Source organism: Candidatus Kuenenbacteria bacterium, assembly GCA_012797775.1.
Classification (GTDB): domain Bacteria; phylum Patescibacteriota; class Patescibacteriia; order UBA2196; family GWA2-42-15; genus JAAZMX01.
The window spans coordinates 1-23,872 of the sequence record JAAZOM010000015.1; the positions used below are offsets into that span (position 1 = coordinate 1).

At 40.8% G+C, this 23,872-nt stretch carries 25 protein-coding genes; 20 read left to right on the plus strand and 5 right to left on the minus strand.

The genetic code is table 11. The features are described from left to right. From GYA54_01910 to GYA54_01975, 14 genes are all read left to right on the plus strand, one after another. On the plus strand, positions 1–857 hold an 857-nt coding region (locus tag GYA54_01910; GenBank protein ID NMC51466.1), incomplete at its 5' end, for a hypothetical protein. 174 nt (positions 858–1,031) lie between these two features. Then, positions 1,032–1,697, plus strand: a complete 666-nt coding sequence (locus tag GYA54_01915; protein ID NMC51467.1) for a glycosyltransferase family 2 protein — start codon at positions 1,032–1,034, stop codon at positions 1,695–1,697. A gap of 12 nt (positions 1,698–1,709) precedes the next feature. Then, positions 1,710–2,471: a hypothetical protein gene (locus GYA54_01920; GenBank protein ID NMC51468.1), complete on the plus strand. Its 762-nt coding sequence runs from the start codon at positions 1,710–1,712 to the stop codon at positions 2,469–2,471. 10 nt (positions 2,472–2,481) lie between these two features. After that, complete coding sequence (locus tag GYA54_01925; GenBank protein NMC51469.1) at positions 2,482–2,811, plus strand: DUF2304 family protein; 330 nt, start codon at positions 2,482–2,484, stop codon at positions 2,809–2,811. Between the two features lie 3 nt (positions 2,812–2,814). After that, complete coding sequence (locus GYA54_01930) at positions 2,815–3,882, plus strand: glycosyltransferase family 2 protein (protein NMC51470.1); 1,068 nt, start codon at positions 2,815–2,817, stop codon at positions 3,880–3,882. Further along, on the plus strand, positions 3,879–4,559 hold the full coding sequence (tmk, locus tag GYA54_01935) for a dTMP kinase (protein ID NMC51471.1): 681 nt from the start codon (positions 3,879–3,881) through the stop codon (positions 4,557–4,559). The genes GYA54_01930 and tmk overlap by 4 nt, the downstream gene beginning before the upstream one ends. Positions 4,560–4,716: 157 nt before the next feature. Continuing rightward, positions 4,717–4,863 (plus strand): hypothetical protein, encoded by a 147-nt coding sequence (locus tag GYA54_01940; protein ID NMC51472.1) that lies wholly within the window; start codon positions 4,717–4,719, stop codon positions 4,861–4,863. Then, positions 4,856–5,047: a hypothetical protein gene (locus tag GYA54_01945; GenBank protein ID NMC51473.1), complete on the plus strand. Its 192-nt coding sequence runs from the start codon at positions 4,856–4,858 to the stop codon at positions 5,045–5,047. Before GYA54_01940 ends, GYA54_01945 begins: the two co-directional genes overlap by 8 nt. Before the next feature lie 100 nt (positions 5,048–5,147). Then, positions 5,148–6,653 (plus strand): Asp-tRNA(Asn)/Glu-tRNA(Gln) amidotransferase subunit GatB, encoded by a 1,506-nt coding sequence (gatB, locus tag GYA54_01950; protein NMC51474.1) that lies wholly within the window; start codon positions 5,148–5,150, stop codon positions 6,651–6,653. A gap of 8 nt (positions 6,654–6,661) precedes the next feature. Beyond that, positions 6,662–8,308 (plus strand): efflux RND transporter periplasmic adaptor subunit, encoded by a 1,647-nt coding sequence (locus tag GYA54_01955; GenBank protein NMC51475.1) that lies wholly within the window; start codon positions 6,662–6,664, stop codon positions 8,306–8,308. A gap of 2 nt (positions 8,309–8,310) precedes the next feature. Then, a complete protein-coding gene (locus GYA54_01960) occupies positions 8,311–9,033 on the plus strand; it encodes an ABC transporter ATP-binding protein (protein ID NMC51476.1) in 723 nt (240 codons plus the stop codon). Positions 9,034–9,066: 33 nt separating this feature from the next. Next, entirely contained in the window at positions 9,067–10,299 is a 1,233-nt protein-coding gene (locus GYA54_01965; protein NMC51477.1) for an FtsX-like permease family protein, read from the plus strand. Between the two features lie 4 nt (positions 10,300–10,303). Next, positions 10,304–11,551: an FtsX-like permease family protein gene (locus GYA54_01970; protein ID NMC51478.1), complete on the plus strand. Its 1,248-nt coding sequence runs from the start codon at positions 10,304–10,306 to the stop codon at positions 11,549–11,551. Positions 11,552–11,611: 60 nt separating this feature from the next. Next, a complete protein-coding gene (locus tag GYA54_01975) occupies positions 11,612–12,562 on the plus strand; it encodes a hypothetical protein (protein NMC51479.1) in 951 nt (316 codons plus the stop codon). Positions 12,563–12,570: 8 nt separating this feature from the next. Here the strand turns inward: GYA54_01975 and GYA54_01980 are convergent, their stop codons facing one another. Continuing rightward, positions 12,571–14,640 (minus strand): hypothetical protein, encoded by a 2,070-nt coding sequence (locus GYA54_01980; protein ID NMC51480.1) that lies wholly within the window; start codon positions 14,638–14,640, stop codon positions 12,571–12,573. A 108-nt stretch (positions 14,641–14,748) separates the two neighbouring features. Here GYA54_01980 and GYA54_01985 point away from each other — a divergent pair, with 108 nt between their 5' ends. After that, positions 14,749–15,474, plus strand: coding sequence for an NTP transferase domain-containing protein (locus GYA54_01985; protein NMC51481.1), 726 nt, complete (start codon positions 14,749–14,751; stop codon positions 15,472–15,474). Here the strand turns inward: GYA54_01985 and GYA54_01990 are convergent, their stop codons facing one another. Then, positions 15,475–16,818 (minus strand): PEGA domain-containing protein, encoded by a 1,344-nt coding sequence (locus GYA54_01990; GenBank protein NMC51482.1) that lies wholly within the window; start codon positions 16,816–16,818, stop codon positions 15,475–15,477. It abuts the gene before it with no gap. 101 nt (positions 16,819–16,919) lie between these two features. On the opposite strand from GYA54_01990, the gene GYA54_01995 reads away from it, so the two are divergent. The 5 genes from GYA54_01995 (at position 16,920) to GYA54_02015 (ending at position 20,990) form a co-directional block, all read left to right on the plus strand. Next, on the plus strand, positions 16,920–18,221 hold the full coding sequence (locus tag GYA54_01995) for a UDP-N-acetylglucosamine 1-carboxyvinyltransferase (GenBank protein NMC51483.1): 1,302 nt from the start codon (positions 16,920–16,922) through the stop codon (positions 18,219–18,221). 95 nt (positions 18,222–18,316) lie between these two features. Continuing rightward, on the plus strand, positions 18,317–18,703 hold the full coding sequence (locus tag GYA54_02000) for a hypothetical protein (protein NMC51484.1): 387 nt from the start codon (positions 18,317–18,319) through the stop codon (positions 18,701–18,703). Between the two features lie 19 nt (positions 18,704–18,722). Further along, positions 18,723–19,064 (plus strand): hypothetical protein, encoded by a 342-nt coding sequence (locus tag GYA54_02005; GenBank protein NMC51485.1) that lies wholly within the window; start codon positions 18,723–18,725, stop codon positions 19,062–19,064. Continuing rightward, positions 19,064–19,795: a hypothetical protein gene (locus GYA54_02010; protein ID NMC51486.1), complete on the plus strand. Its 732-nt coding sequence runs from the start codon at positions 19,064–19,066 to the stop codon at positions 19,793–19,795. Before GYA54_02005 ends, GYA54_02010 begins: the two co-directional genes overlap by 1 nt. A 247-nt stretch (positions 19,796–20,042) precedes the next feature. After that, positions 20,043–20,990, plus strand: a complete 948-nt coding sequence (locus GYA54_02015) for a tyrosine-type recombinase/integrase (GenBank protein ID NMC51487.1) — start codon at positions 20,043–20,045, stop codon at positions 20,988–20,990. 357 nt (positions 20,991–21,347) lie between these two features. Here the strand turns inward: GYA54_02015 and GYA54_02020 are convergent, their stop codons facing one another. From GYA54_02020 to GYA54_02030, 3 genes are all read right to left on the minus strand, one after another. Next, positions 21,348–21,941 (minus strand): hypothetical protein, encoded by a 594-nt coding sequence (locus tag GYA54_02020; protein NMC51488.1) that lies wholly within the window; start codon positions 21,939–21,941, stop codon positions 21,348–21,350. A gap of 308 nt (positions 21,942–22,249) precedes the next feature. After that, on the minus strand, positions 22,250–22,645 hold the full coding sequence (locus GYA54_02025; GenBank protein ID NMC51489.1) for a hypothetical protein: 396 nt from the start codon (positions 22,643–22,645) through the stop codon (positions 22,250–22,252). 249 nt (positions 22,646–22,894) lie between these two features. Continuing rightward, on the minus strand, positions 22,895–23,872 hold a 978-nt coding region (locus GYA54_02030; GenBank protein ID NMC51490.1), incomplete at its 5' end, for a peptidoglycan DD-metalloendopeptidase family protein.

Consider the following 23,872-nt stretch of genomic DNA (forward strand, 5'->3'; position numbering starts at 1 on the left):
AGTATCTCGTGGACAATCCGTATGCGGCGCCTAATGCAATTGATGCCAAGGACACGACCAACCAGCCCACAGAGCTCACGACATGGGAGGCCTGGTGGACCACGAACAAACTTCTCCTCGGCCTTGCGGCTCTGGCCTTAGTTTGCGCCATTATTTATGGTGCGTTCCGCCTTACCCGCAAGCCCTTCATCAACCAGCCACCGGACTTCTGGTCGGCGACCGAAGAAGAAGTCAGCGCGGCCGCCCATGAGGCATTGCTACCGACAGCCGGGCAGGGGTTCCAGTTCATTGGTCCGGTTCAGAGGGGGATCTTGAACGGTGAACAAACCGGGTTCTACAGGGGTGGAGGCCGGCAAAAAGAGCACTTCCATAACGAACCTGGTTTCCGGGCCAGAATCCGTACATCAGCCGGGAAAGAATTCATGGTCCACTGCAAGTGGGCCTGTTTCAATCCCTGTTGGGGAATCGAGGGTGCCGAGTTCAAGGGCACCTTTACCCCCATTGGTGGCTCCACCCAATCCGTTCCGGAAATCAGCGATGACACCGCCGATAAAATCGGAAAAGCGATTGGGACTGGGAAGGAAGTTTTCGACGAGGAGATCCTCCCCGCCGAAGAGCCAATTTCTACCCCGGTGACCACTGATGAGCCCACCGCTGAAGCCGGTGCCGCTGCCGAGCCTGAAAAACCTGCCACCGCCGAATCGGCCAAGCAGGTCACGGAACCACTTGTCGTTAAAGGGGCCGCCGAGATCGAAATTACTTCAGGAAGAATCAAAGTGATTGGTGGGGAAATAAACCTCACCTTCGCGCAACTGAAAGAGCTCCGTCCCGCAGGCAAATCCGGGAAAGAAGAGTAGTAAAGGATCAGGTAGAAGCTAGTCAACGTATTAGCTATACTGCCGGTCTGTACAGAACCCCAAAGAGGATTTATTCTCTCTGGGGTTCTTTTATTTTACTTGATTTACTTAGCTCGCTTGATACTTACCACTTATCTTGCTTACATCGCTCCCAAAATGCTAAACTGAAACCATATGAAAACCACCGCCGTTGTCCCAGTTTACAATGAAAATCAAGAGCAATTAGCCCAAGTTTTAGCCGGTCTCAAAAATTATGTTGATGACATTGTTGTTGTTGACGACGGCTCGGTACCCAATTACTCATTACTCATTACTCATTGCACATTACTCAGGCATGAGCTGAATCGTGGTCAAGGTGCCGCCCTCCAGACTGGTACTGATTTTGCCGTCAAAAATGGCGCGGAAATTATTATTCATTTTGATTCCGACGGCCAGCACAATCCGGAAGATATTCCCGCGCTGATAAAACCCATAGAGGAGGGGAAAGTGGATTTTGTTTTCGGGTCACGGTATCTATTAGAAAATACCAATAAAGTCCCCTGGACAAAAAAACACTTTCTCCACCCACTAGCCCGCCTAGTAAATTACCTTTTTACCGGTCTCAAATTATCCGATGCACACAACGGCCTGCGCGCTTTCCGGGCTGACATCGCTAATAAAATCGAACTCACCCAAGATCGCATGGCTCACGCCACCGAGATTATGCGTCTCGTCAAACAAAACAAAATCCGCTACACTGAAGTAGCGGTTCGGATCGACTATCATCGCTATGGTCAGGGTTTGAAAGGGGGAATTAAGGTGATAAAAGAATTAGTAGCAGGGAGAATAATAAAAAATTAATTTCAAATAAATATGGCGGAATCAGAAAAGAATAGGATTTTAGAGATAGAACAGGGAGCTACAAAAAAAATACCAGATTATATAAAATCTGTGCTTTTGGGTATTAAACCCGTATCTTCTCTAGACGAGAAAGATGTTAGCTCCATAGATGCAATTTTAGGTAGTCATGAAGAAAGAAGTGAAATTATAATTATTGGCAATTATATTATTAATAAAAATTTAACAACCAGAGTCATAGCTGGCAATAAACACTTTTTTCCAGACTATAAAGAAGGTTGCGACTTGGGGGAATATATTGTTAGCTTAGATCTTAATAACACCGCCAGCTTGGAAGCTGACGAGAGCGTTATTTTGTTAAAAAATATGCAAGCAGGTCTTCTTTTTGGTATACCGCCAGAAGCCATAAAACAGCACTGTGATTTTTTACTCACCAAAAAGAAAACTGGCTATAATCCAAACTTTGACCAACTTTTAAGATTAATACCAAAAGAAGATGCTTTTGCCAGAAATCAAATGGAATTATTCATGAACCTATATAATAAAAGTGGCAATCGTGGCTTTCAATTAAAAATACAAGGTGGTGAGATGCTGTGGAATTTATTTAATAAGTATATGCCACCAAAAAACGATGAAGAAAAAAGTATTCTTCATAGATTTTTAAGCTCAGAATCATATAGTGTAGCCGGCATTACCTGGGTTCAATTTACTGACAACCAAGAATTGCAAATTTTTAGAGATAGATTAAAAAGACAATGGGAAAGCCTAAATAAATAATTTATTTTTTATGTTAATTCAAATCCTCGCCGTTCTCTTCTGTCTTTTCGCCCTCTGGCGTGTCGTCGCCAAATTCCGCCGGCAGGAATTAAAACCTACAGAATTTGCCATGTGGTTTATTTTTTGGTTGGCTGTCGGAGTGGCCTTTTTCACGCCCAGTTCTCTGACCTACCTTGCCAACCTACTTGGTATCGGCCGTGGCACTGATTTAGTTTTGTATGTTGCTGTAGTGGTTGTTTTCTATCTTATGTTTCGTATTTTTGTCCGCCTGGAAAAAATGGAGCACGAGATCACCAGGGTGGTCCGCGATAAAACACTAAATGATTCAAAAAAAGATTAAACTATGCCAAAAATTTTTATCATCATTGCCACCTGGAATTCGGAAAAATTTTTATCCGACCTTTTCTGGTCACTCAAAAACATGGACTACCCCAAAGAAAATTGGAATTTGGTGGTAGTGGACAACGGCTCCAAAGACAAAACCCTAGAAATTTTAAATGATTGGCAGAAAAAAATGTTTAATTTTCCGACCATTATTCGCAATGAAAAAAATCTTGGCTTTGCCCCCGGTTATAATCAGGGCATTAATTATGCTCTCAAGCACAACCCCGATTATATTGTTCTATTAAACGATGACACCATTGTCGAGCCCGACTGGTTGCATATTATTATCCAAAAAATGGAAAATAAACCAGAGATCGGCTTGGCCCAGCCGCTCATCACTCGTTATCCAGAGAAAAATCGGGTCAACAGCTTTGGCAATGCTTTTCACTTTCTCGGTTTTGGCTACTCTTTTGGTGACAACTGGCCCATTGGCCAGTTATTTCAAAAATATGGCCAAAGCGACTATGAACCAGCTTATTTGTCCTTTACTGCTGTGGTGGTCCGCCGCGCAGTCTTTGAGCAAATTGGCCTCTTGGATGAAAGATATTTTGCCTATCATGAAGACTCTGATTTTTGTTTTCGCGCTCGGCTCACCGACTGGCATCTTTTGGCCGTTAGCAACTCTATTGTCCATCATCATTACAAATTTCCTTCTAAAAAAAATAAAGAACGCTATTTCTGGCTGGAAAAAAATCGCCTCTATTTTACTCTCAAATTTTACAAATTACGCACGCTAGCTCTGGCCTTTCCAGCTTGGCTAGTTATGGAATTAGGGTTAATTATCTTTTCGCTGGTTCGTGGCTTTTTCTGGCAACGGCTCAAAGCTTATGGTTGGGTTATTTGGAATTTAGCCGGCATTATTAAATCTCGGCGTGCTATTCAAAAAAATAGAAAATTTACCGACTATCAGCTGTTTGATTTTATGACTGGGCGTATTGAATTTCAGGAAATCAAAAATCCGCTTTTGGATTATCTTGGCAATCCATTTTTGAATTTGTATTTTAAAATCATTAAAAAATTTGTATGAGCAAAAAAGGCAAGCTTATTGTTATTGAAGGTATTGATGGCTCTGGCAAGGCTACCCAAGCCAAAAAACTTGTTGAGCGCCTTCGGCAAGAAGGAGAGGACGTGGAAACTTTTTCTTTCCCGCGCCATGGCCAAAAATTTTTTGGTATTTTAGTTGACCAATATTTAAATAACGAATTCGGTGACGCGGCGGGATTAGATCCGCGTGTCGCCTCATTGTTTTTTGCCTGTGATCGCTTCGAAGCTAAGGAAATGCTGAGCAAGTGGCTGGAAGCTGGCAAAACGGTAGTACTAGATCGTTACGCCACTTCCAACATGGGACATCAACTTAGCAAAATCGAGGGCGATCAAGAGAAAGCCAATTTTCTCAATTGGTTGATAGAACTAGAATTTAAGACCTTTAAAATACCAGAACCAGACATGGTTATTTTTCTCGATGTTGATGTGGCCACAGTCACTCGATTGATAGAACAAAGAAGCAAAGACGGTAAAGAGTATATTAATGGCAAAAAAGATGGCCTAGAGAATAATCTGGGGCATTTAGAAAAATCGCGCGCTACTTATAAATACCTAACAGAAAAATTTTCCTATTGGCACATTATCAATTGTGTCGAAAATAACCAACTTCTTTCCATCGAAGAAATCCACCAAAAAATCTGGGCTCTTGTTAAAAAATAAGAATTATTGTAAATTAATTAGTCCAAACAAAAAAGGAATAAAAACAAAAAGCGGGAGAGAAAAAATGGGAACAATTGTTCGTATTTCAAACCCCAAGGCCATCGCCCGCATTACTCGGATAAATGTATTCCGATGTGGACACGGCTACCCCAGAGCTATGAATATGCGAGTTGATGAACTTGAACAAAACATTAGGCGTGGTTGGCAAAAGAGAGACAAAAATATTTATGCTGTTTATTTGCCCAACCTTTGCCTGGCGTGTTTAAGAGTGCTTTTCAAAAGAGGAGGGACAAAAAATGAATAACCCTCAACCCATATTGGTAAAATTAAGAGAGATATACGCCTGTGATCACGCTGTTTTAAAAGATGCGGAATTATTTAGTTGGGAAATAGCCAGCCGAGTTAGCCACGGTTGGAGAAGTGTTGGTGAGGGAGAATATATTTTCTATAACCGCCAAAAATGCCAAACATGCCTTGAGCAAGAATGAGGCAATTAGTAAACAGTGAATAAAGCCCGATCATCTTTTGACCGGGCTTTTATTTTTGTCGAAAATATGTTAAAATAAATTTACAATTTTCTTTTATTTTATGGACAATAATCAATATTTGCCCACTATTGGGCTAGAAATACATGTTCAGCTCAAAACTAATTCCAAGATGTTTTGCTCTTGTGCCAATACTTCTTGGAAAATAGGCGTTGAGGAATTATTACCCAATAGTCATATTTGTCCTATCTGTACTGGCCAGCCAGGCACGCTGCCGTCTATCAATATGGAGGCAATCAAGATGGTTATTAAAGCCGGATTGGCCCTCGAATGTATTATCGCCAAGCACTCCAAATTTGACCGCAAAAACTATTTTTATCCAGATTTACCCAAGGGTTATCAAATTTCCCAATATGATCAGCCACTTTGCACCAATGGCATTTTAATTTTCGGCCATAGTCGCATAGGCGTTGAACGCATACACCTCGAGGAAGACACCGGCCGCCTTATCCACGACCAAAGTGAGACGGATTCTCTGGTGGATCTCAATCGCGCCGGCATACCACTCATGGAATTAGTCACCAAACCCGATATCCACTCTGCTGGCGAAGCCAAAGAATTTTGTCAGGAGCTCCAAAAAATTCTCCGCCAGCTGGATATTTCTGATGCTGATATGGAAAAAAGCCAGATGCGCTGTGAGGTCAATATTTCACTTAGTAATACTCACAAGCTCGGTACCAAAGTAGAAGTAAAAAATCTCAATTCTTTCAAGGCGGTCGAGCGCTCTATCGAATATGAAATAATGCGTCAGACAAAATTACTATCCACTGGCGAGGGGGTCATCCAGGAAACGCGTGGCTGGAACGACAAAGAACAAACTACCTATAGCCAAAGGAATAAAGAGGAAGCCCACGACTACCGCTATTTCCCTGAGCCTGATTTACCACCCATAATCTTGACTGATGAAGACATTGAAAAGATAAAACAGGAATTACCAGAATTGCCCCAAGCCAAAGTTCAAAGATTTATTGATGAATATGATTTTACCCCTAGTGATGCCAAACTTTTGGTTCTCGATAAAAAACTGGCTGATTTTGCCGAACAATCCATGAGTGAACTCCATAGTTGGCTTTCTGATCTGGATGAAGTCGAGCTCGAAGATGCTGACCCCTGGGAAAAATATCGGGGCAAATTGAGCAAATTGGTAGCCAACTGGCTGATCAATAAATTACCGCCCGTCATGACCAGCAAAGGCAAAACCTTCGAAAATTCGCCCCTAACCCCCGAAAACTTTGCTGAATTTATCACCTTGATTTATAAAAATAAAATTAATTCTAATAATGCCCTGGAAATTTTGGATCAAATGGTAGAAAAGGGCGGCGATCCCACGGATATTTTAGAAGATAGGGGATTGCATCTTTTGGAAAATGTTTCCGACCTAGAGCCCATCATTGATAAAATTATAAAAAATAATCCTGCCCAAGTTGAGCAATTTAAAAAAGGCAAAACTGCCCTGATGCAATTTTTTCTTGGGCAAGTTATGAAAGAGTCTCAAGGCAAGGCCAATCCGAAAATGGCCGAAGACCTAATTACACAAAAATTAAGTTAAAAATTTTTATGAAAAAGAAAAAGATCATTGTCGCTGTTGTTGTAATCGCAGTAATTATTTTTGCTGTGTTGATTTTTGGTAGTAAAAAAACCACTGTTTCCTACACCACCGCCAAAGCAGAAATCGGGACAGTTATCCAGACAGTTGATGTCACCGGCTCTGTCGCCTCGGCTGAAGATATAAATTTAAATTTTAAAAATACGGGTAAAATCACAACTATCAAGGTGAAAGTAGGAGATAAAGTAAAAACAGGAGACCTCTTGGCCACTCTTGATACAGCCGCTTTGGCTAGCCGGGTCGCTGATGCCAATAGCGCCCTGATTGAAGCCCAGGCCAATTTGGAAAAAATAATTTCCGGGGCCACCCCAGAGGATATTCGCATTTCAGAAATAAATGTTGACCAAAAAAAACAAGACCTAGCCAGTGCTGAAAATAATCTAACCAATCTAGAATTGAACCGCGAAACAGAGCTAAAAAATTTAAAAAATACCGCCATTGCCTCTATTAATAATCAAATAATAGTCGCTGAGCACGCCATACAAACCGCCAAGGACACTCTCAAAGATGATGATGCCGAAGATACCCTCGGGATTCTAAACCGCTCTAGTATTACCACTGCTGCTAATAGTGAAATTGCTGCAACCAGTGCGGTGAATTATGCCAAAACAAGGAGCGATACCCTTGGCTCTGACTCACCCGATGAAACTGTTTTGTCGGTTATTAATGATACCAAAAAAGCCCTGGACGGTGTAAGGCAATATCTTTCTGATGCTTTTTCTGTTTTGGCCGCTACTATTACCAGTAGTGATTTAACGCAAACAGAGTTAGATGCCCTTATCGGAAATATCCAAACAGAACAGTCTAATATTTCCACCGCCAAAACTACCCTGCAAACAGCTGAAGCCAACTGGACCAACAAGATAGTTTATTATACCGATCAGCTAGCCAAATTAAAAAATTTAGTTGTTTCTGCCAAAGACTCTTTGGCTTTGGCCGAAGCCCAGCTGGCCCTGAAAAAAGCCAAGCCCCAAAGCTATGATATAAAATCAGCAGAGGCCGGCGTAGCCAAAGCTCGGGCCAGTTTGGCTCTAGCAGAAGCCAACCTCAGCGATGTTATTATCAAGGCGCCGGTTGATGGTGTTATCACAGAGGTGAATAATAAAATAGGCGAACAAAACTCACTCACCACCCCGGTTATAAAAATGATTGGTGACTCAAAACTGGAAATAGAAGCCAATATCCCCGAATCAGATATTGCCAAAGTCAAGGCCGAGCAAAAAGCTGAGATCACCCTTGATTCTTTTGGCGAAGAACAAATATTTCCTGGCGTTGTCACCTTTGTCAATCCAGCCGAAAAAATAATTCAGGATGTTGTTTACTATGAAGTTAAAGTTCAATTCAACGAAAACATAGACAGCATTAAACCCGGCATGACCGCCAATGTTATTATGGAGACCGATAAGGTTGAAAATGTTCTTCGTGTACCACTCAGGGCTGTCAAACAAAAAAATGGCGTCAAAATAGTAGAAGTTCTGGTCAATGGCCTGCCTCAAGAAAAAACCGTGACCACCGGCCTCAGGGGTGATGAATATATGGAAATACTCTCTGGCATCAATGAGGGTGAAGATGTTATTACCTTTACTAAAACCAAATAGCTATGGCAGCCACCAAAGAACTTATAAACCTCAAAGATATCTGTAAGGATTTTATCACCGACGAGGTAGAAACCAAGGTCTTACACCACCTCAATTGTGTCATAAACAGGGGTGAATTTGTTGCTATCATGGGCCCTTCTGGCTCTGGCAAGTCTACCCTCATGCACATCTTGAGCTTTTTGGACCGTCCAACTTGTGGTAAATATTTTTTTGAGGGCGAAGATACAAGTGAATTTGACGACGACAGGTTGGCAGCATTGCGCAATAAAAAAATTGGTTTCGTTTTCCAATCTTTCAATCTTTTGCCTCGTACTACCGTCTTAGATAATGTTATTTTACCTTTAGAATATAATGGTGCCAAGGATAAAAAATACGCCGCAGAAAATGCTTTAAAAAGTGTTGGGCTCGAGCATCGCCTAGAGCATTTCTCCAACCAGTTATCTGGTGGCGAAAAACAAAGAGTGGCCATCGCCAGAGCCCTGGTCAATGAACCAGAGGTTATCTTTGCCGATGAGCCCACTGGCAACCTTGATTCCAAATCTGGCCAGCAAGTCATGGAAATTTTGCGTCGCCTCAATGATGAAGGCAAAACTATTATCTTGGTCACTCATGAACAATATACTGCAGCCGTAGCCAAGCGCATTCTCAAAATGTATGACGGCGAAGTTGTCTTGGATGAATTGGTAAAAAATAGAGTTGATGTTAAAAGCGGCCTAATTAAGTAAACTGCCGCCCCCAAAAACGGCGGTTTTATTTTTATGACCTTTTTACGCATAGTAGAATTATCCTTTAGAAATTTTAGATCAAACAAAAAAAGATCTTTTTTAACCGTACTCGGTATTGTTATTGGTGTCGCCGCTGTTATTATTATTATGTCTGTCGGTGCCGGAGCCCAAAGTCTGATTTTTAATCAAATAAATTCTCAGGGTACCAGCCTCATTGGTATTTTGCCTGGCTATAGCGATGAAAATGGCCCGCCAGCTTCAGCCATGGGCATAGTTGTTACCAGCTTGAAAGAGAGTGATGGCGAGGCCCTCAAACAGATAAAAGAAATAACCGCCGTTTCTAGTTATGTCAGGGGTATTGATACTGCCCAATGGCAAAATCAAAAAATAGATGCTACTTTTGTCGGAGTCAATGCCGACTACCCGCTGGTCGAAGAGGTCAAAATGGCCTCTGGTGATTTTTTCGACGAGGCCGATGATAAGGCCATGGCAAGGGTGGCGGTTTTGGGCTATGGCGCGGCCGAAGATTTATTTGGGGGCGAAGATCCGCTTGGCCAGGAAATAAAAATCAAAGGTGTCAATCTGAAAATCATCGGCGTCGTAGCCAAAAGGGGAGTAGTTGCTTTTCAAAACCAAGACGAGCTCATATTTTTGCCGCTTTCTGTGGCTCAAAAATTATTATTAGGTATCAATCATGTCAGCATGATCAGAGCCAAAGTCGTCAATGACTCCGAGGTACAAAATGCTCTGGAGCAGACCCGTCAAATACTCATGGAGCGCCATGATATCAATAAACCTGAAGAAGCTGATTTTTCCGCCAGAGCCGCCGCCCAGGCACTCGATGCACTAAAGCAAGTTACTGATGCACTAAAATTTTTCCTAGCCGGCATTGCCGCCATCTCTCTTTTTGTTGGCGGTATTGGCATAATGAATATCATGCTTGTCGCTGTCAATGAAAGAATGAAAGAAATCGGCCTGCGCAAGGCCGTCGGGGCTACGGAAAAAAATATCCAAAATCAATTTTTGGTTGAGGCAATGATGGTTACGTTACTCGGCGGGGTTATCGGTATAATTTTTGGTATTTCCTTTTCAGCCCTTATCGCTATTGTCGCCAAGTACCTTGACTATAAATGGGATTTTGTCGTTACCATTCCTTCTGTCTTAGTTGGCGTTTTTATCTCTTGCTTGGTTGGTGTAGTCTTCGGCTGGTATCCAGCTCGTCAAGCCTCGCGCCTAGAGCCAGTTGAAGCCTTGCGTCATGAATAATTTTATGCAATTTTTATCACCGCTCAAAATCGCTTACCGCGCCCTTCGCGCCCACAAAGTTCGTTCCGCCTTGACGGTGCTCGGTCTTTTGATTGGCGTTGCCTCGATTATTATTGTCATGAACATGGGCCAAGGTATAAAGGGTTTTGTTTTAAAGCAAGTGGAAATTTTTGGTTCTGATTTTATTCAAGTCGAAGTAAAAGTCCCCACTACTGGTAAAAATTCTTCCTCCAATGCCACCAATATGGCCCAGGGCATTACCATTACCACTTTAAAATTGGAAGACGCTGAAGCTGTGGGCAAACTACCAAACGTACGTGGTTTTTACGCCGGCCAGATGGGCCAAGCAATATTGTCCCGCCAAGATGCCACAAAAACTGCGATGCTTTGGGGCGTTTCCTCTAGTTTTTTTGAGCTAAGCAAATTAAAGGTGGCCACCGGCCGGCCATACACCAAAGAAGAAGATCTCTCAGAATCAAGGGTTGTTGTGCTCGGGGGCACCCTGAAAGAAAAAATATTTGGTGAAGACGAAGCGGTCGGTCAATTGGTCAAAGTTGGTAATAAAAATTTTCGGGTTATTGGTGTTATGGAAAAACAAGGCTCTGGTTCTTTCTATGATATGGACAGTATTGCCTATCTGCCCTTGCGCACTTTGCAAAAACAGATAATGGGTGTTGACTATATTATGTACTTTACCGTTTATATCAACGATAAAAATTTGGCTGCCGACACCGCCGCCAATATTGAATATACCTTACGCGAAAGACACAAAATCACCGACCCCAGAAAAGATGATTTTGGGGTCACTACTACCGATGAGGCAATGGGCATGATCAATACTATCACCGGTGGCATTACCCTTCTTTTGGCCGCCATCGCCGGCATCTCTCTTTTGGTTGGTGGCGTCGGGATTATGAATATTATGTATGTTTCTGTGCTGGAAAGAACTTATGAAATTGGCCTGCGCAAAAGTGTTGGTGCTACTAGTAAAAATATTCTCTGGCAATTTCTTTGGGAGGCTATATTTCTTACTTTTCTTGGCGGGTTGGTCGGAGTTTTAATTGGCTCTCTTTTTAGCTTTATCGCTTTTACCCTAGCCAAGAACTTTGGTTTTGATTGGGGTTTCAAATTTTCTTTTACTGGCTTATTTTTAGGTGTTGGTTTCTCTGTCATTACTGGTTTGATTTTTGGGGTTTATCCGGCCAAAAAAGCCGCCAATATGAATCCAGTTGAAGCCCTGCGTTATGAATAATTTTACTCTCAAGATAAAAAATATTATAATTAAAATATAATAACAACTCAAACCAAAATTATGAAAAAAATATTTCTGATCGTTGTTCTCTTAGCGGTCATATTTTTACCCTTAAAATATACTCACGCCTTCAGTCTAGTAGATGGCATTGACGCTTGTAAAGCCACTGGCAACTGTACCCTCTGTGATGTACTAAAGGTTGCCTTCAATTTTGCCAAATTTATCTTTATGTCTACTGCTGCCCTAGCCCTTCTTTTTGGCCTCTGGCAGGCCAGCGGTATGGTCATGAACTGGGGCAACGCCGAGGCAGTCAAGGTGGCAAAAGGCAAAATAATGAACACCCTACTTGCCATTTTAATAATTTTGGCATCCTATCTTCTTGTTGGTACGTTTATTAATTTATTTTCTGGCGGGACATTTAAAAGTAACTTCAACGGTGGTGAATGGTGGAAAGGACCAACCTGTGAAACAGAAAGACCGACTACCCCCACAACTGGTGGACAAAATAGCAACGGTGCTGGCTGTAAATCTAGCTGGGAAGATGGCACTGAAAGTGGGTGTCGTGGCAACTGTGCGGGAATTACAACCGGCGGAATAAAAGCAGATCAATGTCAGGACGCGTCACCGGCTCTCGTTGAACTGCTAAACTGTTTTAGATCTAAAATAGACGAAGAAAAAAACAAAGACCCAAATTTTTCTTTTAGTTTAATAATAACCTCTATCAGTGATGACGATGGTATAAAAAAATGTAGAACAGCATATGTGCCATGCCCTTCTGGCAGTAATGGTCAGGGGTGTTGCGACCACACACAAAATTCTTGCCATTATCAACTAGATGGATCTCATGCTGCGGATTTTAGAATAACAAATGAGTGGGGCTGGGAAACAGCTGGTTATAAAGATAAAATGAAAAAAGCCGCAGAAGCGTGCCGCGGCAATTTTCTGGACTATAAAGATGAGGGCAGTAGTATAGTGCACTTCCATATATCCACAGGATGTACTGGAAAATAAAAATTATTTTAAAATCCAAATACCCACACCTTATCTTCAATGTTTATGAAATTGTCCGTCAGCATTCCGGCTTCAGTCACTCTTTTTTTGGCATCTAGCCAATAGCTACTAACCACCAGATACACCTTCTTTGCGCCCGTGAGCTCACGGGCTTTTTCTATTTTTTCTCTTGTCACGCCATTATAAATAATATCCAAATAAATCTCATACAAAGGTGAAGATGTCGGTATGGGATAGTAAAATATTGGCTGATTGCTTTGATAATATTTCTTGAACCCGAATTCCCGTAAAGCCGCAGCTGATACCGACTGGTTAGCTAAAACTATGTAGTCTTGTCCGGAGCTATCTTCCTCAATCACTAGGACAGCTTTTCTGTCATGTTTAGATACGGCATAACTCCGGCCCTTTTCCATAGCATCGTTATGTGGGTAAGACAGGTATAAAGAAAAAACTAAAATCAAACTACCAAAAAATATTATTATCCAGTTGCCGAATTTTAGTCTCAAGGCGGCTCTCAAAATAAAATATAAGCCAATCAAGAATATCGGCAGGGCGGCCAAGCTTATTATTTGTAAAAATCTTTTAGCAAACTCCAGTTGCTCATAGTCGATCACTGCCTGAAAATTAATAAAACTAATTAAAATCAAATTTATTAGCAGTATTAAAAACAAAGTTAAGTATTTACTGGCTAATTCTTTATCTTTGTTTTTTAAGTAAATAAAACCGGTCACAAAAATAATTATAAACAGTAAAAAAACATTCAAGCCATAGAAATATAAAAGATGATAAACAGAATAGAATGGCAGGTAATTAAGAATTTTATCAGAAAGATACTGGCCGAAATCAAGCAAATTTTCTGATTTGAAACTTACACCCAATCCTCGGCTAGTTTTTTGCAATATTATAAAAAATAATGGCAGCAAGACAGAACAAATTATACCCCATAAAAATTTAAAAATACTTTTTATTTTTAGCCCTCTGATAGTCCAAAATGACAGCCAAATAAAAGCCGGTATGCCCGTTAGGGGATGAATAAAAAATATTGCCGCTAGTATCAGCCACTGGATAAAAAATATTTTTTGTTTATTAATTATCTCGGGTAAGCTAAAAAATATTAAAATTATAAATATCAAATTGGCCAGACTTTGTGGCACCGTATAAAAAAATAGGGGAGTGGCAGTAAATAGAGAAAAAACAGTTAGCCCCGACAAGATTTTTTGATTTTTTACCCAACTCTTAAAAAAACTAAAAATTACTGTTGGCAAAGACACTGCTGCCAAAACCGGTACTAAAAATTTATCAATAATTTCTATGGGCAAAAAAGATATTTTTGATAACCAGATAACCAAAGAATATTGACCAATGTAATACAGGGGTTTTGGGTCCAAATATCCCAATTTGAATAAGGCCGTCTCGGCCGCGCGATGCACAAAAGGATCAAAACCAAAACCAATTTTGTAAATAATTGTCGCCACCAAAAAAGTCAATAAAAAATGTAGACTAATCAAAAAAATATTGCTCTTATTTTTTTTCTCATCATCGTCGGAAAAAATAAAAATTACAGCCAATAGTGTCAATATCAATAAAAAATAAAAGACAAAAAATATTTTAGGCACGACTTCCCACGGTGTCCTTATTGCCTCCGCCGAACTATTAAGAAAAAGCAAAACCCCAGTCGCCGTATATAAAACCAAATAAATTAAAAATGAAATTATTCTTCCCCGGTCTATGGATATAAAATTTTTTCGACCGATCTGACTGGCCGGTTCTTCTTTGTTAATAAAAAAACCCATTATAGTAACAACACTTAATATCAAAAGTATGTTCAGGGTGTTCAAATTAAATATATAAAAAACAACTGAATTGGCTATAATTAAAAACGCCAATACCAGCCATAGGGCCTTGATCCAAGCAAAACCGTTTCCTTTTATCGCAAAGACAGCCCAGCCCAACCAAATAAGGCTCAAAATTAGGCCCAAAATAGGCGATTTAAGGGCCAAGATGTTCAAAATTAGGCCCAATAGCACCAATGGAGCCAAAAATTGGAAATAGGCCTTTTTTAAAAAAAGTAGTTGCATAATTTCTAATATAATCTTATCATAAATATAGCAAGGTTATAAATTCAATTTTTGGTACATTATCTCTATTTATTCGGTTGGCTTTCTTGATCTATTTAATTTAAATTTATGCGTGGTATCATCCTTTCCGGTGGATCTGGCACCAGACTCCGCCCGCTGACCAACGTGACCTCCAAACAACTTCTTCCGGTTTACAACAAGCCGATGATTTACTATCCCCTGAATACCCTGATCAAAGCTGGTATCCGGGAAATTATGATTATCGTGGCACCCGAGCATGCCGGAGATTATCTCAAACTTTTAGGCAGTGGCAGCCGCTTTGGCTGCAAATTAACCTACGAAGTTCAAGACAACCCCAACGGTTTGCCGGAAGCTTTCGTGATTGGTAAAAATTTTATTGATGAGGAAAACGTCGCTCTCATTCTTGGGGACAACCTTTTTGAGGATGACTTCACGAAAGATGTCAAAAAATTTAAAAGCGGTGCCAAGATTTTTGCCAAAAAAGTTCCCGATCCGGAAAGATCGGGCGTAGTCAAGTTCAATAAAAATAAAACAGCCCAACTAATCGTAGAAAAGCCCAAAAAATGGATCAGCGATTATGCTATTACTGGTTTTTATCTTTACGACCATCGGGTTGCAAAAATTGCTGCCGCTCTCAAGCCTAGCACTAGGGGGGAAACAGAAATAGTTGACTTGCACAATTGGTATTTGGAAAGAAGAGAACTGGCAGTCGGTATTATCAAGGGCATCTGGCACGATGCCGGCACGCTGGAAAGCTATTTTGAAGCTCAAATTTTGGCCAAAGAAAGATTACAAAAAAAATTGGTTATTTAATTATTGTATATCCAACTGGTAAAATCCCGGTGTTTGTGCCACTGAGCCGACAAAAAACAATTTGTCGCCTTTTTTGTTTATAAAAATTTCTTTTACTTCGTCAAACTGTCCCAATTCAACCGCCCACCTTTCTTTTTCCATGTTCTCCAATATTTTTATCTTACCAGACTCGGCATAAAAAATATGACTCTCCGGTGGGTACCATTCGCTGCTGTTGATATTACTACCAGCTCTAGTTAAAATTAAATACTTATTATCTTCGGCCATTGGCCTATATATCCACAATTCATAACTATCACCAAAAAGCATTTCTGTTTGGCTATTGCCCCATTTTGCATAGTGGCCACCTCTGACCAATTCTGTTTTTTTGTTAAGTACATCAACCACCAATAAATCAGAGTCTTTTTTAACTGTCAAAAAGCGTCCTCCTGTTCCCAAAAATTGGTATTCTCCCTTTTCCCAAAAAGCCACATTCTCTGGTTCTTTTTTATTTTCTATATCTAAAATTTTAAAACTGATACTACTCAAAAACTCGTTACTCAAAAAATAAATCTTACCATTGCCAGGCAAATAATCAATTGGCGTATAGGGGAGCAATAGTTCCTCTTTCCTTAAAAGCCAATTATATTTCCACAGTTGTTCATTATTTATATAATAAACATTCTCACTATCGCCATCGGCTATTTTAATGCTATTCAATTTTTTATTATTTAAAATTTCGCTCAAATTTGTCTCCACCGCTGAATTATTCAAACTTATTAAGCGTACATTATTTTGAGAAAAAACTGCTGCTCGGGCGCCATTGTCTATAAATTCCATTCTTTTAACACTTTCTGACATTGTCATTCTTTTTATTTCTATCTCTGAACCATCGTTTAGGTCTACCAAAGACAAGATTAATTCCTTCTTATCACCTTGCTTTAAAATCAAAACCTTTTCTCCATTCGGGCTAATAACTGATTGTAAAATTTCCCCCTTCAAAACCATTTTCGGTATTTCCTTTTCTCTGAATATCCTCACATATTGTATATTGTCGGTTTGGCCAGCACTTATTTGAACTTCTTTTTCCCATTTGCCCCAACCGCCTTTTTCAATCCTTAGCTTATACTTATTTGGCAATAAATCTTTTATCCTCAAGGGCGTTTTCTCTCCGACCAGCTTGTCGTTCAAATACACACTGACCACTTCTGGCTTGGTCTCCAGAAAAATCATCCCGGTTTTTTCCCAAGAGTTTCTGGTAAAATCATATTTATATCCGGAAACCCTTAGAACAATAATCCAGACAGCTATCAGAAAAACAACTATAAAAAAAGAGTAAATAATTCTTCTGTGTGTCAAGGTCATATATAATTTTTATAAAAATAAGTAAATTTGCCTAACATTATAAAGTTTGTTAATCTTACTATATAAAATAACACAAATCTTTATTAATTTCAACCAACTTTATGGCTAAATTTATTATTACCGGTGGCAAAAAATTATCCGGCTCTGTCACCGTCAACGGCGCCAAAAACTCTGCCGTTTCTCTAATTGTTGCTTCACTTATCAATCGAGGAGTCACTCGGCTCAAAAATATCCCAGGCATTGAAGAAGTTAATCGCCTAGTTGAGGTCCTAATCAGTTTTGGGGTACCAATCAAAAAGGAGGGTACAGATTTAATTATCGGCCCTACTGATAAAATTAACCTCAAAAATATCAATGTCGAAGCAGCCAAAAAAACCAGAAGTATTATCTTGGCGCTTGGCGCCCTGGCTGGACGATTTAGTAGCTATGAAATACCCCAGGCCGGTGGATGCAAGCTTGGTAGCCGCACTGTCAAACCCCATCTTTATGCCTTGGAAAAATTAGGACTAAATATCAAAACAGAAAAAGATAAATATGTTGTTAATATTAAAAAATTAAAACCAACGGAAATAGTTTTGTATGAATCCGGCGATACAGTCACAGAAAATATTCTCATGGCTGCGGCCCAGACAGTGGGGGAGACTACTATCAAATTTTGTACTTCCAACTATATGGTCCAAGACACCTGCTATTTTTTGCAAAGATTGGGCGTCAAAATTACTGGTATTGGCACGAGCACCCTTAGGGTTATTGGCCTAGACAGTATTAATAAAAATATTGAATACGAAATCAGCGAAGACCCGATTGAAGCCATGTTTTTTCTATCTATTGCCACCACCACCAATTCTGCCATTACTATCAAGCGCTGCCCTATTGATTTTTTAGAATTAGAATTATTAAAATTAGAAAAAATGGGCTATCAGTTTTCCCTTTCCAAAAAATATCTTGGGCGCAATGGTTTTACCAATTTGGTCGATATTACCACCAAATCGTCTCAATTAAAAGCGCTTGAGGAAAAGATTCACGCCCTGCCTTTCCCCGGCATCAATCAAGACAACCTACCATTTTTTGTGCCGATTTGCACACAGGCAAAAGGGGAGAGCCTTATCCACGACTGGACCTATGAAAATCGGGCTATCTACTATCCAGAGCTCAATCGTCTCGGCGCGAATATTACCCTCATGGATCCACACCGTGTGGAAATTGACGGTCCGACCAAATTGGCAGGGGCCGAGGTCGTCTGCCCGCCTGCCCTCCGCCCAGCCGCCATTATCCTTGTCGCTATGCTCGCGGCCAAAGGCACCTCCACTCTTTATAATGTCTACCCCATCCACCGCGGTTATGAAAAACTGGAAGAAAGATTGTCCGCCCTAGGAGCGAGTATTAAGTTGGTAGAGGAATAGACAATATAGATAATTTAAATTTTATTTGTTATTTCTTATTGCTCATAAAAGTAAGACATGATAATTACACCACATTATCAAGCTAACAAAACTATATGGAATTATTCGAACCAAATGCTGACTCGCCAGAAACCATAGTTATTGAGCCACGGGAATCCCCGGAAAAATTTGCCGCTGAAAGCCTTTTGGCCGACTGCGAAGACATCGATATTAGTAAGCTCGTCCAACGGTTTAATGACCTAAAAGCAGGATATCATATTCTTATACCGATCGAGCACCTTTCCGTCGTTCCGAGTTATAGCGAGACAACATCTTACGGACCGCCAGAAGTTTATTATAATCAAACCCATAGAACATTTTGTGTCGCTGACGGAAATCACCGGATTAACGGAATAATAAGACAGCTTAAAAAAAATGATAAAACCTTGTCCGGCAGGGGCATCTGGTGCAAAAAAATAGAAAAAAACCATCAAAATAATTAGCCAATTTTTATATTTCATTATGAAAATTTCCGCGCAGCAAGCCAAAGAAAAAAAACTCAATAATTCCACTACTATCTGGGAATATGATCTACCTAGTAAAAATTTAAGTTTTTCCAGGGCTCACATCAATGGACGTTTCCCACAAAAAGGACTGGCTACGAATAGTGAGTGCGAGGAGATATATTATATTGTTGGCGGGTCAGGGACAGTCCACTCAAAGTTTGGCGATTTTGAAATTAATAAAGGTGATATTTATCATTTTATCAAAGGAGAAAAATACTGGACCGAGGGACGAGACTTGGCGGTTGTTTTGTTCAATTCTCCCAGATGGACCCCAGAGCAATTTAAAGAAATAATATAATGAAGAAAAAAGTACTTATTTTCGGCCTAGATGGTAATGTTTTGAATAATTATTCTCTCAAGGCCAGGTGTGCCGGCCAATCATTGTCCACCAACGCTGGACATTTTTTTAATATCAAAAAAAGCATTGGCTACTTTGCCCAGCTCTACCTAGAATCCAGTGGACAAAATTCTTTGGATCAGTTTCGTCTTGCTTATCAACAAATTGCCCGGCCAGAGCTTATTACTAATAAAATTTTAATTAAAACCGAAAAAGATTACCGTGCCAATTTATTTAAAATTGAAAATAAATTTAAAATTTTTATCGATGTAAAAAAATTTTTAGAAAAAAATAAAAACAAATATTACTTCACCATCACTACCGCTGTGCCAGTGGGGGACATCGCTCGCTTAGATAAAAAATTGCGTCTCTCGAAATACTTCACTTTGATTTGCGCCAGAGGCGGAGCTCTGTATCAAGGGAGGCTGATAAAAATTTCAAACTTCGATAAGGGCAAAAAACACTTTGATTATATTTTGAAAACATTTAAAGCGACCAAAAACAAAATAATCGCCGTCAGCTCCGCCCGAAAAGACATTACCAACGCCCTAGACCACGGTATTATTTCTGTTGCATTACCCAAAATTTTTAGTAGAAAAAGTTTATTACAACTGAAACCGACCATCATCCTTAAAGACTGCCGCAGCCTGACACGGTTTCTGGATGCCCCGATCCGGAAAATGATTAAGTAGGGGATAGCTCCAGAAATAATTTTCAATTACCAATTAGTTTAATTATCAAAGAATAAATTAATTAATAATTTAAAAAAATAATTAATTAAATAATTACTTGAAAATAATTAATTAAAAATTCTGAGATTAAATTTGTCAGCTAAATAGTAAGGGTGGTATAATAGAAGATGTAAGGGAAGCGGGCCAAAAGCCCCAATATATTTATAAACATAACGTCGCATAACATTGGTTAAACGACACATAACATATGCAAAAATCAAACAAACCTATAAACCAACATATTATTGATTTTCTAGAATATTGTGAGGTAGAAAAAGGTTTATCCAATAAATCACAAGAAAATTATAAAATGTTTTTAAATAAATTCTCCTCCTTTCTCCACTCCAAGGGCCTAGATATTTTAAAGCCCCACGAGCTCACTTCGGACCATATCTGGACCTACAAGCTCTTTCTAGCCCGCTCTCGTGGCTCCCGTGACGGCGAGACGCTCAAGAAGAGCACCCAGCACTACTACCTTATTGCTCTCCGCGGCCTGCTGAATTATTTTGCTGATCGCGATATCCAATCATTACCTTCAGAAAAAATAAAATTACCCAAAGATGCAGTCAAAGATCAAAAAATCAAATTTTTAAATATTGAACAAATTAAAAAATTATTAGAAACGCCAGACACCTCAACCCTCCAAGGTCTCCGCGACCGGGCTATCATGGAAGTACTTTTCTCTACCGGCCTAAGAGTTACTGAGCTAATGTCGCTTAACGTGAGCCAATTTAATCTCAAATTAACTGATATGGAATTGTCTGTTATTGGCAAAGGCAATAAAACACGCACTGTCTATATCTCTGAGCGCTCTTTTGAATGGATCAAAAAATATCTGAACCAAAGAAAAGACAATGACCCTGCCCTCTTTATCAATTTCCGCCCCACCAAAGATATCACCGAATCCCGACGCCTGACTGTCCGCTCAATAGAGCGCATTATAAAACACTATACCAAGCTCTCTGGTCTGCCGATTTTTACCTCGCCGCATACTCTCCGCCACTCCTATGCCACTGACCTGCTCTCCCAGGGCGTAGATCTGCGTGCTATTCAGGAAATGCTCGGCCACTCAAGCATCACTACTACCCAGGTCTATACTCATGTCACCAACAAGCGTCTCAAAGATATTCATAAAAAATATCATTCATTAGGCTGATCTCCCCTCTTCTGTCATCCCTGCCTCGCCGGCAGGCGGGCTGAGTCGCCACGCTACTGCGGGGCGATGAAGAATCTCTCGCGCCTCCTCGCAATGACATTTTACAGAAAAGAAAAAAGCCCCGGAATCTGTACAAGATTCGGGGCTCGTTTTTTTTGCCTATTTTTTTATTTTTTTCAAACTTTTCCCTGATCAGGCAACAGGGAGCGGCATGGGGCGTGGGGCGCGTTGCGAGCGGAGTTTATTTTTCGCGGAGGATAACCCGCAATCCGCCACCCTTAGGCTTGTCGGCGGACAGGGTTTTTGCCGTGGAATCTGCGCGCGCCGTTGCTAACTCGGGGTTACGGAGACGGTTGATTATCGGGGGCGCGCCGGGATAATTTTCCAGCCGTCACGATCCGGCAAAACCCGGGAGTCGAGCACTTTTATCGCGTACTCCCAGGCGTAGTCGTAAGGGCCACTAATTTCCGGCCGTGACTCCCCAATCGGCATGTGGTCATGCCCGAAGGTCGCAATACCCTCCTTGAACTCCCCGGGGTAGTTAAATATGTACCATGTAGAGTCCCCGTGGTACCGCGCCATCGGGTACACCGTGAGCGGGTGGTAGGGCGGGAGGGAATCAAAACGTATAACAACCAGTCCGTTTTCCGGGGTCAGTGAGATCCCGACATTAGGCGACCCGTCGCTTAGCATGATTTTATGCCAGGTGGTGTCGCCATACGCCATCTGGTCTGATTTTACGACATAGTCGTAAGAATCGACGGAGTAGTTTTTGTAATGCGTGCCGACTCTGTATGACCAGCCGCTTCTAAATGAGAATCGGCCTGGGTCGAGGCGGTGGACCAGATACGGATCTGGTCCTTTCGTGATCTCGTAGTGGATCTCTAAGACCACCACGAGTAGGAGCATAGCCGCGAACACGCTCACCGAAAAAATCTTTAGTGCTTTCATGGTAATTCCCTCTCAATTTGGGGTTTTATTGATTTATTTGGTTTTTAATGTGCATTTTTCTTCCTTATATCATAGCATAAATAAACAAAAAAGTCAATAGTGAATACCATCGACTTTTCATATATAGCTGATATTGGCCGAAATAAATATTACCACAAATAATAGCCACTGTCATTACCCGGCTTGACCGGGTAATCCAGACAAAAAAACAAAAAGAAAAGAATTTATTAGAACAATAAGGTGTTGTGGATCCCCGGGTCTCGTCGCAGTAGCTCCTCGCCCGGGGATGACAAGCGCAGTTAAGATTATTAAAAATATTGCCCAAGCAGTATATCTCTCCTCATCCTCTCTATATTCTCCCCTACTTGGCTGTAAAACTCCGGATAATGCTGACGGCTAATAATCCGCCGCCGATACAATTGTCTGAATGGCGGTTTTTGAATATGGGCAATCTCATGCGCCAATATTTTTAAAATTGAAGCAATAGATTTTTCCTTGCGAAATCTCGGCGTATAAATATCAATCGTAATTTCTTTTTTCTTGAGATTAATATACGCCAGTCGGTATGATTTCTTCAGATTTATTACTCCCCTGCCCTCGCTATCCACCACTCGCCGCATCGTTCGAAATTTATAGCCATCCAAATTAAAAATATCTCCGACACGGGAGAATATTTCGATGATTTGTTTTTCGAAATCAGTCATAAAATTACCTGGGTACTTTTCCCCTCCTCTTTGAGGAGGGGTGACTCGATTACTATCGGGTCGGGGTGGTGGGCTCAACACCCAGTACGGTGGTTATCTCCCACCCCTCTGACTCGTCCCGCTAAATACATGTGGGACTCACCACCTCCCCTCAGAGAGGTGAGGAAAAATACAAATATTTAAATTAATCATCCCGCTCTAATGCGGGATACCAAAATTTTTATTTTTGATTTTTGCCTTTTGCATTATTTATGGCAGATAGTCTTCCGGATTAACCGGTATGCCATTCAAGCGCACCTCAAAATGCAGATGCGGCCCAGTTGTCAGCCGGCCAGCCCCAGATGTGCCTGGAGCGCCCCCAGAAAGCCCTATAACCTCGCCCTGCGTCACAAACTGGTCTGTAGACACATAAATCGCGCTCACGTGCCCATAAACCGTAGAAAAGCCGTCATTGTGGACAATCATAATGTAAGAATAACCTTTTTTGCCACCATTTTGCACCCTAGCCACATAACCACTGGCTGCCGCTCGGACTGGCGTGCCCTGCCCTGCTTTTATATCAATTGCTGGATGTTCAAAAATATGTCTAAAAGGATAATCTGGGTCATGAAAAGTAGAGGTTACCACCCGGCTTGGCACTGGCCAAGTCAGAATAACATCACCCAATTCTTCCAAGCTAGTACCGCTCGAGGACAGCCTTTTCCTCATGGCTTTTTCTAGGGTGACTATGTCAGCGTTTATTTTACCCTGCTCTTCTTTCAGGTCCGCTATCAAAGACTGGTATCTTGCTTCTGAGCTTTTTGTCTGCTGTAAAATTGACTGCTTGGCATCGGTCTGATCTTCTAGATTAGCCTTTCTATTTTCTAGCTTTGCCTTGAGCTCGCTCAGAGCCAAATTTTTACCCTCCAAATCTGCTTTTTCACCCTCCAGATCAGCCTTGGCTTTTTTGAGGGCTATCAAAATGTCATTTATTTCTCCCTGTATTTTTTCCGTAGCTTGCAGCTGGTTGAAAAAATCGGAAATAGAATCATTCATCACAATTATCTCCAGATCACTATTCTGATCCATTTGGTAGAGCTCTCGCATAAATTTGGATATCTTGTCTTGTTTGTCCTGTATGTCTTTAGCCGTCCTGTCGAGATCCTCGCCAGTTTTTTTTATTTGTAGCTCTGTTTCTTGGATTTCCTCTTCATTCAGTTTTATTTCTGCCTCTTTTTTGTTTATTTG

Excerpts from the sequence above, each read along its gene's own strand:
- GYA54_01960 (NMC51476.1), top strand. The coding sequence starts at position 8,311 with ATGGCAGCCACCAAAGAACTTATAAACCTCAAAGATATCTGTAAGGAT.
- GYA54_01985 (NMC51481.1), top strand. The coding sequence starts at position 14,749 with ATGCGTGGTATCATCCTTTCCGGTGGATCTGGCACCAGACTCCGCCCG.
- GYA54_02010 (NMC51486.1), top strand. The coding sequence starts at position 19,064 with ATGAAGAAAAAAGTACTTATTTTCGGCCTAGATGGTAATGTTTTGAAT.
- gatB (NMC51474.1), top strand. The coding sequence starts at position 5,148 with ATGGACAATAATCAATATTTGCCCACTATTGGGCTAGAAATACATGTT.
- tmk (NMC51471.1), top strand. The coding sequence starts at position 3,879 with ATGAGCAAAAAAGGCAAGCTTATTGTTATTGAAGGTATTGATGGCTCT.
- GYA54_01955 (NMC51475.1), top strand. The coding sequence starts at position 6,662 with ATGAAAAAGAAAAAGATCATTGTCGCTGTTGTTGTAATCGCAGTAATT.
- GYA54_01915 (NMC51467.1), top strand. The coding sequence starts at position 1,032 with ATGAAAACCACCGCCGTTGTCCCAGTTTACAATGAAAATCAAGAGCAA.
- GYA54_01940 (NMC51472.1), top strand. The coding sequence starts at position 4,717 with ATGAATATGCGAGTTGATGAACTTGAACAAAACATTAGGCGTGGTTGG.
- GYA54_01970 (NMC51478.1), top strand. The coding sequence starts at position 10,304 with ATGCAATTTTTATCACCGCTCAAAATCGCTTACCGCGCCCTTCGCGCC.
- GYA54_01920 (NMC51468.1), top strand. The coding sequence starts at position 1,710 with ATGGCGGAATCAGAAAAGAATAGGATTTTAGAGATAGAACAGGGAGCT.
- GYA54_02000 (NMC51484.1), top strand. The coding sequence starts at position 18,317 with ATGGAATTATTCGAACCAAATGCTGACTCGCCAGAAACCATAGTTATT.
- GYA54_01945 (NMC51473.1), top strand. The coding sequence starts at position 4,856 with ATGAATAACCCTCAACCCATATTGGTAAAATTAAGAGAGATATACGCC.
- GYA54_01925 (NMC51469.1), top strand. The coding sequence starts at position 2,482 with ATGTTAATTCAAATCCTCGCCGTTCTCTTCTGTCTTTTCGCCCTCTGG.
- GYA54_02005 (NMC51485.1), top strand. The coding sequence starts at position 18,723 with ATGAAAATTTCCGCGCAGCAAGCCAAAGAAAAAAAACTCAATAATTCC.
- GYA54_02015 (NMC51487.1), top strand. The coding sequence starts at position 20,043 with ATGCAAAAATCAAACAAACCTATAAACCAACATATTATTGATTTTCTA.
- GYA54_01980 (NMC51480.1), bottom strand. The coding sequence starts at position 14,640 with ATGCAACTACTTTTTTTAAAAAAGGCCTATTTCCAATTTTTGGCTCCA.
- GYA54_01975 (NMC51479.1), top strand. The coding sequence starts at position 11,612 with ATGAAAAAAATATTTCTGATCGTTGTTCTCTTAGCGGTCATATTTTTA.
- GYA54_02025 (NMC51489.1), bottom strand. The coding sequence starts at position 22,645 with ATGACTGATTTCGAAAAACAAATCATCGAAATATTCTCCCGTGTCGGA.
- GYA54_01995 (NMC51483.1), top strand. The coding sequence starts at position 16,920 with ATGGCTAAATTTATTATTACCGGTGGCAAAAAATTATCCGGCTCTGTC.
- GYA54_01930 (NMC51470.1), top strand. The coding sequence starts at position 2,815 with ATGCCAAAAATTTTTATCATCATTGCCACCTGGAATTCGGAAAAATTT.
- GYA54_01990 (NMC51482.1), bottom strand. The coding sequence starts at position 16,818 with ATGACCTTGACACACAGAAGAATTATTTACTCTTTTTTTATAGTTGTT.
- GYA54_02020 (NMC51488.1), bottom strand. The coding sequence starts at position 21,941 with ATGAAAGCACTAAAGATTTTTTCGGTGAGCGTGTTCGCGGCTATGCTC.
- GYA54_01965 (NMC51477.1), top strand. The coding sequence starts at position 9,067 with ATGACCTTTTTACGCATAGTAGAATTATCCTTTAGAAATTTTAGATCA.